The sequence below is a fragment of the Arthrobacter sp. Soil736 genome (assembly GCF_001428005.1).
GTDB lineage: Bacteria > Actinomycetota > Actinomycetes > Actinomycetales > Micrococcaceae > Arthrobacter.
In genome coordinates, this window is the sequence record NZ_LMSB01000038.1 from 17,467 (window position 1) to 29,613 (window position 12,147).

Genomic DNA, 12,147 nt, shown 5'->3' on the forward strand with positions numbered 1-12,147 from the left:
TGTAGTTCGGCTCTAGGGGGCCGGTGCGCGCGGGACGCGCTGCATGGTGCAAGATGGAACCATGAGTGCCGAAGACCTTGAGAACTATGAAACCGACATGGAGCTCCAGCTCTACCGTGAATACCGCGACGTCGTCGGGCTGTTCAGCTACGTGGTCGAGACAGAGCGGCGCTTCTACCTTGCCAACCACGTGGACCTGCAGGCGCGCAGCGCCGACGGGGAGGTCTACTTCGACCTCACGCTCCAGGACGCCTGGGTCTGGGACGTCTACCGCTCTGCGCGGTTCGTAAAGAGCGTCCGGGTTATCACGTTCAAGGACGTCAATGTCGAGGAACTCCCGCGCAGCGAGGAGCTTGCACTGCCCAAGGACGTTGACCTGGGGAACTAGGTAGGGGTCGCGCTTTTCCCGGAGGAAGTTTCGGACTCGCTGGCCGCCCTGCTATCCATCCATCCCGACTAGCTCGAGGACGTGTGCATAGTTCTCCGTGAGGGTCGGCGTGCCGAATGACAGGCGTCCTGTGGCCACTCGGACGACATCGACCGCGACCGTTCCGGTGATTCGAACCCGGGGGTATCCTTCCTCGACCACCTCCCAGTGTGCTCCCGGAACTGAGTGCGTGAGGACATCTCCGTAGAACATTCCGATTGGCCGGGCGAAAGCCTCCAGCGAATCTTTGTCGCTGGCGCTGTCCACGAGGAGATCAATAGAGGCAAGGCCTTCTCCCGTTCGTGGTAGAGCCTGGCCTCTTTGGTGGAAGAGGTCCAAGAGTTCTTCGTACCCGCCGACGTTAGTTGGCGGGGACGACGAAACCTCGGAAACGGCCGGCTTGTACTCGGCAAATCTCCGCGGCATGGCCGCCGGCAGCCTGTGCAGGGGTTCGGTTGAATCGTCCCGGTCGTTCATGCGGCCAGACTACGCCCCACGCGCGTTGGCTGAATGCTTTTGTTCCGGCCTCGACCATCGGCGCTGGAGGTCACAGACCTCCCGCGATCACCGCTCCTCCACAGCCGCCCATTGACAGGTTTGTCCACATAGCCCGATAGGCCACTGTCCCGCGTGACGCCGCCCCCGCAGTCTTGTTGCGGAGGTAGAAATGAAAGCCAAAGACCTGCTGGGCCGCCGCGGCGAAGATTTCGCGGCCGGGTATCTGGAATCGCTGGGCATGCTGATCGTGGAGCGCAACTGGCGCTGTCCCGACGGCGAAATCGACATCGTTGCCCTGGACGGCGACGCGCTCGTCATCGCGGAAGTGAAGACACGGCGGTCGCTCGCCTTTGGCCATCCGTTCGAAGCCGTGGGTGCGGACAAGCTTGCACGTCTGCATCGCCTGGGCTCAGCCTGGTGCCGCGATCATGAGCTTCGGATGCCGTTGCGTCGCGTGGATGTCATTGCAGTACTGGACGACGGCGTGTGCGAGCCGACCCTTGAGCACCTCAGGGGGGTGGGGTAGTTGGCGCTCGGACGAACGTACTCGGTGGCCCTGGTGGGGCTGAACGGCTACATCGTAGAGGTCGAGGCCGATATAGGCCAGACTCTGCCCGCCTTTGTCATTCTGGGGCTGCCGGACGCGTCCCTCAACGAAGCCAAGGAACGGATCCGTTCGGCTGCCCAGAACTCCGGCATTCCGCTGAGCCGGCGGAAGATCACGGCCAACCTCATCCCCGCGTCCCTGCCCAAGCGCGGCTCCGGATTCGATCTGGCGATTGCCATGGCCACGCTACGCGCGGCGGACGACATCAGAACCACGGGGCGCACGGTCTTCATCGCCGAACTCGGCCTGGACGGACAGCTTCGGCCTGTCCGCGGCGTCCTCCCTGCAGTGATGTCGGCCGTCCAGGCGGGGTACACGGACGTCGTTGTCGCCCAGGCCAACGCCGCTGAGGCAGCGCTCGTACCCGGCGCGCGGGTCCAGGGCTACAAGACCCTTGCACGGCTCGCCTTCGACTTCGGGGCGGACCCCCAAGAACTGGCCCTCGATTTCGAGCCGGAGGATGAACCCGCCGGGGAGGACGCCGAATCCGTTGGCGTGAGCGTCCCGGACATGTGCGACGTCTCGGGCCAGGGAGATGCGCGCCGCGCCCTGGAGGTGGCTGCCGCGGGCGCCCACCACCTGCTGCTCACCGGCCCGCCTGGCGCAGGCAAGACGATGCTGGCGGAACGGCTGCCCGGGCTCCTTCCCGATCTCGGCGACACCGAGGCAATGGAGGTAACGGCCATTCATTCCCTGTGCCAGCTCCCGTCGTCGTCGCTGCAGCTGGTCCGGCGCCCGCCCTTTGAAAATCCCCACCATACGGCGACATCCGCGGCCATCATCGGAGGCGGTTCCGGACTGCCGCGGCCGGGTGCGGCGTCCCGCGCGCACCGGGGGATTCTCTTCCTTGACGAGGCACCGGAATACGAGCGACGCGTGCTCGACGCACTCCGGCAGCCCCTCGAGAGCGGCGAGCTTGTTATCCACCGTTCAGCAGGCACCGCCGCCTACCCGGCACGCTTCCAGCTGGTCCTGGCGGCCAACCCCTGCCCGTGCGGCAAAGCCTCGGGCAAAGGCGTGGAATGCACCTGCACGGCCACGATGCGGCGCCGGTATCTGGCGCGCATGTCCGGCCCGTTGCTCGATCGGGTGGATATCCAGCTGCAGGTGGACCGCGTCTCCCTGGCGGACTTCGGCCAGTCCGGGGGCGAGGAGGACACCGCGACGGTCGGAGGCCGGGTCCTCGCCGCCCGGGCGCGCCAACTCCAGAGGCTTCGTCCCCTCGGAATGGAAACCAATTCGCAGGTGCCAGGAAGGGTGCTCAGGGGCGACCTGAGGCTCGCACCGGCAACCACCCGCATCCTGGACCATTCCCTCGAAAGGGGCGTGCTCACGGCCCGAGGCTATGACCGGGTGCTCCGACTCGCCTGGACGCTGGCCGACCTCGGCAGCAGGGAGCAGCCGGACGCGAACGACATCGGACAGGCACTGAGCCTACGCCAGGTTGCTTCGGTAGCCGCGTGAAAGGAAACCACATGGAGAACGAGAGACTGGCGCGCGCTGCCCTGTCCAGGCTGATGGAACCGCAGGACGCGGCAGGACTTGCGCTGGTGCAGGTTGCCGGCGCGCTGGACGCGCTGGGGATTGCCACCGGCCAGCTGGGCTACGGTCCGGCCCTCGAACAGGAAATTACGGGTGTTCTGGCAGAGCATGGCTCCGTGACGTCCTGGGCTGGCATGGCTGCGGCCCTGAAGCGCTGGGCGCCCAGGATTCCGGACCTTGCACCGGAGCGCGACCTGGCGACGCTGGAACGGCTGGGCGGCCGGATGATCATTCCGGGAGATGAACTGTGGCCCGGGCAGCTCGGGGATCTGGGCATTCACCAGCCCATCTGCCTGTGGTGGAGGGGAGTCGAGCTGGAACTGCCGCCGGCGGCGAAGTCGGTCGCGCTGGTCGGTTCCCGGGACAGCACCAGCTACGGTGCGTCGGTCACCGGAGATCTCGCGTACTCGCTCGCGCAGCGGGGATTCACCGTGGTGTCCGGAGGCGCCTATGGCATTGATGCGCACGCGCACCGTGCCGCCTTGGCGGGAGGCTCGGGTCCGATGCCGACCATTGCGGTGATGGCCGGCGGGGTGGATCGCTTCTACCCCTCCGGGAACGAGGACCTGCTGCGGGCCGTGGCCAACCAGGGTGCCGTCATAGCTGAGGTACCGCCCGGCTCAGCACCCACGCGTTACAGGTTCCTGCAACGAAACAGGATTATCGCTGCGCTGGCGTCGGTGACTGTCGTTGTTGAGGCCAGATGGAGGTCTGGCGCCCTTAACACGGCACACCACGCCGAGTCGCTTGGAAGGGCCGTGGGAGCCGTGCCGGGATCGGTCCACAGCGCCAACTCTGCCGGTTGCCACAGGCTGCTGCGCGAGGGTGGCGCGATATGCGTTACCGACGCAGCGGAGATTGCGGAACTGGCCTCGCCGAGCGGGGAATCCCTGCCGGACGTGCGGGCGGGCAGATCCGCCGATCACGACGGCCTGACGCTCGAGGACCTGATTCTGCTCGACGCCCTTCCGCTCAGGTCCACCAGCTCGGTCGAGAAACTGAGCAGCGTCGCCGGGCTCGGTGTCGAATCGGTGCGGGCAGGCCTGGGCAGGCTGAACCTGCTGGGGCTCGCCGAGTCGGGGAGCGGCGGCTGGAAGCGAACCAAGACCTCCGGCTGAGGGCGCGTGGTGGCCGCCGCGGCGCGCCGGGTGCGCTCCTTGATTGCCCGCCAAATGCTGGGAAAGTGGGACCGTGGAGAAAGAAGAACTGCCGCTGGCGCTCGCCCTGGCCATGACCGGATTTGGGCGGTACCTGACCGGTGAGAGGGCGCGGTCCGAACACACGGTGCGCGCTTACCTTTCGGACGTCGGAAGTCTGCTGGCCTACGCAGCCACGGAGGGTGTCACGGATCTGGGCGGGCTGGAACTCGGGACACTGAGGCGCTGGCTTGGCGCCCAGAGCGAGTCGGGCGTGTCCCGTTCCACGCTGGCGCGCCGGTCCGCCACCGCCCGGAGCTTCACCGCATGGGCGCTGCGTGAGGAACTCATCGACGCCGACCCGGCGCTCCGGCTGAAGGCACCGAAGAAGGAGAGCTCCCTGCCCGGCGTACTGCAGCAGCAGCAGCTCGTCCGGCTGCTGACCGGACTGAAGGACGCAGCACAGGACGGTTCGCCGATGCCGCTGCGTGACCTGGCCATCGTTGAACTGCTCTATGCCACCGGCATCCGCGTCGGCGAGCTCGCAGGTCTCGATGTTGACGATCTCGATCCCGACCGAAGGACCCTCCGTGTGCTTGGCAAGGGCAACAAGGAGCGGACTGTTCCCCACGGACTGCCGGCCGCGCTCGCCGTCGACGACTGGCTGCGCCGTGGCCGAGGAAAGCTCGTCTCTGCGGGCAGCGGGCCCGCGTTGTTCCTTGGTGTACGGGGCGGGAGGGTGGACCAGCGCCAAGTGCGGAGCGTCGTGAAAGGCCTCTTCGAGGCCTTGGGCGATACGGCGGCCACCGGTCCTCACGCGCTGCGGCACTCGGCGGCCACCCACCTGCTCGACGGCGGCGCCGATCTGAGGGCGGTCCAGGAAATCCTGGGCCACAGCAGTCTGGCCACCACGCAGATCTACACCCATGTGTCAGTGGACCGGCTGCGGAACAGCTACCAGCAGGCCCACCCGCGGGCGTAGGTTGCGTTGGGCGACTCCCGATGAACTACCGTTCTACGGCGCGCCGAATTGCACTGGCGTAATTAGGCGGCGTGCGGCACAATAAGACCCAGGTCCGGCAACTTTCAAGTTGTGCTTTAAGCCAGTGGCTTTCGGCGCCCTTGCGAGTCCGGCATTATTTTCATAGATTGGCAGGAATTACCGGCGCCACGCGGCACCCTGAGCAGCAAACATCCATCCATGAAGGTCGTTGGGGAAGACGTACCTACAGCTATGGAGGATGGAATGTCTGTTGCAATGACCCGCGGTGTGCTGTTTATTCACTCGGCCCCTACCGCACTGTGCCCTCACGTCGAGTGGGCCATCGGATCTGTCGTGGACAAGCGCACGGATCTCGAGTGGACCGCTCAGCCTGCCGCGCCCGGCATGTTCCGATCGGAGCTGTCCTGGACCGGTGCGCAGGGGACAGGTGCGCAGCTGGCGTCTGCCCTGCGGGGCTGGGCCCACCTGCGCTTCGAGGTCACTGAAGAACCCAGCCAGGGTGTGGACGGCGGCCGCTGGTCCCATACGCCTGAGCTGGGCATTTTCCATGCCGTGACGGACGTCCACGGCAACATCATGGTCACCGAAGACCGCATCCGCTATGCCTACGAGTCCGGCGCGGGCGATCCTTCGGCCGTTTACCACGAGCTCTCGCTCGCCCTCGGTGAGGCGTGGGATGAGGAACTCGAACCCTTCCGGCACGCTGCCGAAGGCGCACCTGTGCGCTGGCTGCATCAGGTGGGCTGACGCCCCTCCCCATAGCACTGAAGAAGCCCCCGCCAACAACAGGCAGGGGCTTCTTCAGTGGTCCGTCGTGATCACACGCTGCGGACGGCGATGACGGCGTTGTGGCCGCCGAAGCCGAACGAGTTGCTCAGCGCCACGATGTCTCCGGCGGGAAGAGCGCGGGACGAGGTGACGACGTCGAGCGGGATCTCCGGATCCTGGTTCTCGAGGTTGATGGTGAGCGGGGCCTTGCGTTCGTAAACGGCCAGCACCGTGAGGACAGCCTCAACGGCACCGGATGCACCCAGCAGGTGGCCCATCTGCGACTTGGTGGCGGAGACCGCCACGTTGTCCACATGCGTTCCCAGGGCGGCGCGCAGAGCAGTGTACTCGGGCTTGTCGCCAACAGGGGTGGAGGTTGCGTGGGCGTTGACGTGGACCACGTCCTCGGCCTGGATCCGGCCGTCGAACATGGCCGCCTTCAGGGCGCGGGTGGCGCCGAGGCCTTCGGGGTCCGGGGCGGTGATGTGGTACGAGTCGGAGGTCACGGACGTGCCGGCCAGTTCGGCGTAGATCCGCGCACCGCGGGCCAGGGCGTGCTCCTCGGCTTCGAGCACCAGGGCGCCTGCACCCTCACCCATGACGAAGCCGTCGCGGTCGAGGTCGTAGGGGCGGGAAGCGTGCTCGGGGTCGTCGTTGCGGCGGGAGAGCGCCTGCATCGAGGAGAACGCGGCCAGGGGCATCGGGTGGATGGCGGCTTCGGCGCCGCCGCACATGACCACGTCGGCCTTGCCGGAACGGATCAGGTCCAGGCCGAGGTGCAGGGCTTCCGTGCCGGAGGCGCAGGCGGAAACGGGCGTGTGCGCGCCGGCCCGGGCACCAAGGTCGAGGCTCACCGCGGCGGCCACGCCGTTGGGCATGAGCATGGGGACGGTCATGGGCAGGACCCGGCGGGGTCCCTTCTCCTTTAGCGTGTCCCACGCGTCGAGGAGGGTCCAGACGCCGCCGATGCCGGTGGCGAATGCAACGGCCAGGCGGTCGTGGTCGACTTCGGTGATGCCGGAATCAGCCCAGGCCTCACGGGCGGCAATAACGCCGAACTGCGTGGACGGGTCCATGCGCTTGGCCTCGACGCGGCTCAGGACCTCAAGGGCGGGGGTGGAGCAGCGGGCGGCGAAGTGGACCGGCAGTTCGTACTTGGCTACCCAGTCGTCTTCGAGCGTGTGTGCGCCGGAGACCCCCTTCAGCGCGTTCTTCCACATAGTGGGTACATCGCCGCCGATGGGCGTGGTGGCACCCAGACCGGTAATGACTACTTTGCGTGTCATGGGATCACTCTCTGTCGGTGCGCGTGCCGTGTCCTGTGCTGCTGGGCCGGAGGCCTGAGTCGGGGGCGTGCGGAGGGGTCTGCGAGAAAATTCTGTAGTGGTGCTTCGGCTGGCCGGTCCGGGAACGTGTTGTCCGGGCCGGCCAGCCGTGTTCAGCCGACGTGCGGCTGGAGCCTTATCAGGCTGCCTGTGCGCCGGCGATGAAGCTGACGGCGTCGCCGACGGTCTTGAGGTTCTTGACCTCTTCGTCCGGGATGCGGACGCCGAACTTCTCTTCAGCGTTGACAACGATCGTCATCATGGAGATGGAGTCGATGTCCAGGTCCTCGGTGAAGGACTTGTCCATCTCGACTGACTCGGGGGCCAGGCCGGTCTCTTCGTTGACGATTTCAGCCAGTCCGGCCAGGATCTCTTCGTTGCTAGCCATTGATGGCTCCTTTTCTTGTTATTGCCGGCAGGAAATGCCGGAAATGATGCAAACCGCGGTTGCGGCTTGGTTTGGGTATTCCTAAGGAAGGACAACTACCTGGGCGCCGAAGACCAGCCCGGCGCCGAAGCCGATCTGCAGGGCCAGGCCGCCGCTCAGCTCCGGGTTTTCCTGGAGCAGGCGGTGCGTGGCCAGGGGGATGGACGCGGCCGATGTGTTGCCGGCGTCGGCGATGTCCCGGGCCACCGTGACGGTCTCCGGCAGCTTGAGCTTCTTGACCATTTCGTCGATGATCCGCATGTTGGCCTGGTGCGGAATGAAAGCGACCAGGTCCTCGGCCTGGATGCCGGCGGCGTCCAGCGCCTGCTGCGCCACCTTCGCCATTTCCCACACGGCCCAGCGGAACACGGTCTGGCCGTCCTGGCGCAGCGTCGGCCAGATGGCGGCATCCGTGACGGCCGCTTCGCCTGCACTGAGGGCACGGGCATCCTGCGTCGCGCCGCCGTGGTGGGCTGCGGAGTATTCCCGCACGTCCAGCAGCGAGTGCGTCATGCCGATCGCATCCCACTTGCTGCCGTCCGAACCCCAGACGGACGGACCGATCCCCGGGGTATCGGACGGGCCGATCACGACCGCGCCGGCGCCGTCGCCCAGCAGGAAGGAGATGGTGCGCTCGGTGTTGTCGATGACGTCGGAGAGCTTTTCGGCGCCGACCACGAGCACATACTGCGCGGTCCCGGAACGGACCAGTGCGTCGCCCTGGGCAATGCCGTAGCAGTAGCCGGCGCAGGCGGCGGAGATGTCGAAGGCGGGGGCCGGCGTCGCGCCGAGGCGGTCCGCAAGGCTGGCGGCCGCGGACGGCGTGGCGAACGGGTGCGTCACGGTGGAGACAATCACCGCACCGAGCTGGGAGGCCTCGATGCCGGCCCTCGCCAGCGCCTCGCGGGCGGCGCCTTCGGCCATGTCGATGACGCTGACGTCCGCGGGCGCCCGGTGGCGGGTAATGATGCCGGTACGCTGGCGGATCCATTCATCGGAGGAATCGATCCACTGGCACACGTCGTCGTTGGTCACGATGACATCGGGACGGTAGGCGCCGATACCCAGAATGCGGGTGTGCTCGTTGGCGGGTGACTGCTTCAGCGTGGGAACGCTCATGCCTGTCCTTCCAGTTCTGCGAATAGTGCAAGGGCTGCGGACAGGTCTTCGGGGGTTTTCACGGCCACCGTCTTCACGCCCGGCATGCCGCGCTTCGCGAGGCCTGCCAGGGTGCCTGCCGGCGCCAGTTCGATGAGGCCCGTGACGCCGCGCTGTACGAGCGACTCCATGCACTGGTCCCAGCGGACCGGGCGGGACACCTGCGCGATCAGGCGGTCGACGGCGGCCGCGCCGTCCGTGACCTCCTGGCCGTCGAAGTTGGACAGGAGGGGTACTTCCGGGGCCTGCGGCTGGAGCTCGGGCTTCAGTGCCTCCAGCGCGCTCACGGCCGGTGCCATGTGCGAGGTGTGGAAGGCTCCGGCCACCTTGAGCGGGATGACGCGTGCTTTGGCCGGGGGATTCTCCGCCAGGGCCTTGAGCTGCTCAAAGGTTCCGGCGGCAACAACCTGGCCTGCACCGTTGACGTTGGCCGGCGTGGCGCCTGCGGCTTCAATGGTCGCGAGGACCTCGGCGGGGTCCCCGCCCACCACGGCGCTCATGCCGGTCGGCGTGACAGCGGCGGCCTCGGCCATGCTGTTGGCGCGGACCCGGACGAACGTCATGGCTTCTTTTTCGGTCAGCACGCCGGCCAGGGCCGACGCCGTGATCTCTCCGACCGAGTGACCGGCCAGGATGACCGGAAGCGTGCTGAGCTCGACGTCGAACAGCGACTTCGCGGCGACGAGCCCGGCGGCCACGATCAGGGGCTGCGCGACGGCGGTGTCCTTGATGGTGTCCTCATCGGAGGTGGTCCCGTGCGCCGTGAGGTCGATGCCTGCGATTTCGCTGAGGGAGGCCAGATGGCCTGCTACGGAAGGCAGTTCCAGCCAAGGGGCCAAGAATCCGGGGGTCTGTGAGCCCTGTCCAGGGCAGACGATTGCAAGCACGTATCCAGCTTTCCAAATTACCGCGTGATTCATGGTGTTTCCGTACACCAAGCTCACTGGGTCAGTTTGTAGGAAGTCTACAACGGTTCAGTTCGAGTTCCGCGCCGAATGGCGCTCTACGGCGGGCTTGGGCGGCGTGGAGAGACGCCCAACAACGAGCGCGGCCTGAAGCACAAAGGCTTCCCGGGGGAGCAGCGGATCCCAGCCCGTGACGTCACAAACGCGCTTGAGGCGGTAGCGGACCGTGTTGGCGTGAACGAAGAGTTCCCGCGCGGTCGCCTCGAGTGAGTGCCCCAGCTCGAGGTACGTGCCGAGGGTTTCCACCAGGCCGTTGGAGGCGGCCAGAAGCGGCCGGTAAATGTTCTTCACCAGCGACCGGCGCGCCGCGTCATCGCCGGATATGACCCGTTCGGGAAGAAGATCGTCCGCGGCCACCGGGCGCGGCGCCGAGGGCCAGGCCCGCGCGGCGGTAAGCCCGGCGAATGCCGATTGCGCCGAGCTGCTGGCCTCGAGCAGTGAACTCGCCTCGGCGCCGTAGACCACGGGACCCGGCGCGAACATCTCGCTAAGCTTCAGGTACGCCGTTTCGCGGTCGTGGACGCCGCCGAGAATGAGGATCAGGCGGTCACCCTGGATGCCCACGAGTGCGTCTTCCGCGTAGCGGCCCGCGGTCCGCCGGAGCTCGCTCACGTAGCTGGCGCTGGGTTCCGACGGCGAGTTACCCACCATCACGGTGAAGCGCTCCTGGGCCTTCCAGCCGAGGGCGGCGATCCTGGACCGCAGCGCATCGGTGTTTTCGCCGCGCAGGATGGCGTCCACGATCAGGGCTTCGAGCCGCGTGTCCCAGGAGCCGCGGGACTCGGCGGCCCTCGCGTACACATCGGCAGCGGCGAAGGCGACCTCGCGGGAGTAGCGCAGCACGGCCTCCCGCAGCGACGGCTGGTCCGCCTCGGGGGCGATGACGGGGACCTGGTCCTCGACAACTTCAACCACAATCCGGATCAGCTGGAGCGCTTTCTGGAGGCTGATGGAGCGGGTGAGCTCCGTGGGTGCCGTGCCAAAGACGTCGGAGAGGATCCAGGACGGGGAACTGGGCCGCTCGTACCAGGTGACGAACGCCGCGATGCCGTTCTGCGCCACGAGCCCCAGTGCGGAGCGTTCGTCGGAGCTGAGCCGGCTGTACCAGGGCAATGACTTTTCCAGCTGCCGCATGGTGGTGGTGGACAACTGGCCAACACTGGCCCGGAGCTTTTTCAGGGTCTCAGTCTTTTCCGGCGTCATGGTGCGCGACGACGGTTTGCGCTTGGCAGGGGCGGGCGTGGGCTCGGGCATGCATCGAGCATACGGGGCCCGCCCGGGAAGCTCCATTTTGTGTAAAGGCTACAACTGCGGTTGCGCTGCATCACAGTACGTCAAAACGACGACGACGGCCCCCACCTTTGGTGGGGACCGTCGTCGTTTTGTGGTGCAGAGCGGGAACTCCGCTGGTTGAGCTTGCCGAAAACCCGCTTTCGACAAGCTCAACCAGCAACAGCTAGGACTCGCCGCCTGCGTTGCCGGTGGTGCCGGCGTTGACGTCGAGCAGGCGGTACTTCTCAATCGCCTGCGCCGGGGCCTGGGCGTCAACCTCGCCGCGGCGGGCCAGCAACTCCAGCGAACGCACCACGAYCGAGTGGGTGTCGTTCTTGAAGAAGCGGCGTGCGGCGGCGCGGGTGTCGGAGAAGCCGAAGCCGTCGGCGCCGAGCGAAGCGAACTCGTTCGGCAGGACGATCGGACCGGTCGCCCCGGCGAGCTGCTGGGCCACGAACGGCACCCGTGCGGGCTGTCCGGGGTTCAGGAACGCCTCTTCCTCGGCGGCGAGGCCGTCGCGGCGGAGCTCGTTCCACGAGGTCACGGACCAGACATCGGCGGAAACGCCCCAGTCCTCGGCCAGGATCCGCTGGGCATCCAGCGCCCACGGCACTGACACGCCGGAGGCCAGGATCTGCGTCCGCGGGCCGTCGATCTTGGCCGGCGCCAGCAGGTAGATGCCCTTCAGGACTCCCTCAACGTCCAGCTCATCCGGTTCTGCCGGCTGCGTGATGGGCTCGTTGTAGACCGTCAGGTAGTACATCAGGTTCCGGTCCGTGGAGTCCGGACCGTACATGCGCTCGAGTCCGTCCCGCACGATGTGGCCGATTTCGTACCCGTAGGCGGGGTCGTACGTGACCACTGCCGGGTTGGTGGAGGCGAGCAGCGGCGAGTGGCCGTCGGCGTGCTGGAGTCCTTCACCGGTGAGGGTGGTGCGGCCGGCGGTGGCGCCGATGATGAAGCCGCGGGTCATCTGGTCCGCGGCGGCCCAGAAGGCGTCGCCGGTGCGCTGGAAGCCG

At 67.0% G+C, this 12,147-nt stretch carries 12 protein-coding genes and 1 pseudogene; 6 read left to right on the forward strand and 7 right to left on the reverse strand.

The window, feature by feature from the left end:
- Positions 1-61: 61 nt before the first annotated feature.
- On the forward strand, positions 62-388 hold the full coding sequence (locus ASG92_RS20420) for a DUF2469 domain-containing protein (RefSeq protein WP_056632617.1): 327 nt from the start codon (positions 62-64) through the stop codon (positions 386-388).
- 51 nt (positions 389-439) lie between these two features.
- Here the strand turns inward: ASG92_RS20420 and ASG92_RS28555 are convergent, their stop codons facing one another.
- Positions 440-904, reverse strand: coding sequence for a DUF6278 family protein (locus tag ASG92_RS28555; RefSeq protein ID WP_157372316.1), 465 nt, complete (start codon positions 902-904; stop codon positions 440-442).
- Positions 905-1,094: 190 nt separating this feature from the next.
- On the opposite strand from ASG92_RS28555, the gene ASG92_RS20430 reads away from it, so the two are divergent.
- The 5 genes from ASG92_RS20430 to ASG92_RS20450 all read left to right on the forward strand — a co-directional run bounded on the left by ASG92_RS20430 (position 1,095) and on the right by ASG92_RS20450 (position 5,960).
- Entirely contained in the window at positions 1,095-1,451 is a 357-nt protein-coding gene (locus ASG92_RS20430) for a YraN family protein (RefSeq protein ID WP_056632622.1), read from the forward strand.
- Positions 1,452-2,996, forward strand: coding sequence for a YifB family Mg chelatase-like AAA ATPase (locus ASG92_RS20435; RefSeq protein WP_056632626.1), 1,545 nt, complete (start codon positions 1,452-1,454; stop codon positions 2,994-2,996).
- A gap of 11 nt (positions 2,997-3,007) precedes the next feature.
- Positions 3,008-4,192, forward strand: a complete 1,185-nt coding sequence (gene dprA / locus ASG92_RS20440) for a DNA-processing protein DprA (RefSeq protein ID WP_056632631.1) — start codon at positions 3,008-3,010, stop codon at positions 4,190-4,192.
- Positions 4,193-4,265: 73 nt separating this feature from the next.
- Positions 4,266-5,192 (forward strand): tyrosine recombinase XerC, encoded by a 927-nt coding sequence (locus tag ASG92_RS20445; RefSeq protein WP_200952035.1) that lies wholly within the window; start codon positions 4,266-4,268, stop codon positions 5,190-5,192.
- Between the two features lie 264 nt (positions 5,193-5,456).
- Positions 5,457-5,960 (forward strand): DUF3145 domain-containing protein, encoded by a 504-nt coding sequence (locus ASG92_RS20450; protein WP_056632635.1) that lies wholly within the window; start codon positions 5,457-5,459, stop codon positions 5,958-5,960.
- 71 nt (positions 5,961-6,031) lie between these two features.
- On the opposite strand, the gene ASG92_RS20455 is transcribed toward ASG92_RS20450, so the two are convergent.
- The 6 genes and pseudogenes from ASG92_RS20455 to ASG92_RS30030 form a co-directional block, all read right to left on the reverse strand.
- On the reverse strand, positions 6,032-7,267 hold the full coding sequence (locus ASG92_RS20455) for a beta-ketoacyl-[acyl-carrier-protein] synthase II (RefSeq protein ID WP_056632639.1): 1,236 nt from the start codon (positions 7,265-7,267) through the stop codon (positions 6,032-6,034).
- A gap of 178 nt (positions 7,268-7,445) precedes the next feature.
- Positions 7,446-7,694 carry an acyl carrier protein gene (locus ASG92_RS20460; protein ID WP_056632642.1) on the reverse strand — a complete coding sequence of 83 codons (249 nt, stop codon included), beginning with the start codon at positions 7,692-7,694 and terminating at the stop codon, positions 7,446-7,448.
- Positions 7,695-7,775: 81 nt separating this feature from the next.
- A complete protein-coding gene (locus ASG92_RS20465) occupies positions 7,776-8,852 on the reverse strand; it encodes a beta-ketoacyl-ACP synthase III (protein WP_056632645.1) in 1,077 nt (358 codons plus the stop codon).
- The gene (locus ASG92_RS20470) at positions 8,849-9,778 is read right to left on the reverse strand and encodes an ACP S-malonyltransferase (protein WP_200952036.1); all 930 of its coding nucleotides are present in this window, start codon (positions 9,776-9,778) and stop codon (positions 8,849-8,851) included. The genes ASG92_RS20465 and ASG92_RS20470 overlap by 4 nt, the downstream gene beginning before the upstream one ends.
- An 87-nt stretch (positions 9,779-9,865) precedes the next feature.
- Complete coding sequence (locus tag ASG92_RS20475) at positions 9,866-11,110, reverse strand: helix-turn-helix domain-containing protein (protein WP_056632651.1); 1,245 nt, start codon at positions 11,108-11,110, stop codon at positions 9,866-9,868.
- A gap of 202 nt (positions 11,111-11,312) precedes the next feature.
- A pseudogene (locus tag ASG92_RS30030) lies at positions 11,313-12,147 on the reverse strand (pyruvate dehydrogenase (acetyl-transferring), homodimeric type); the annotation flags it as partial.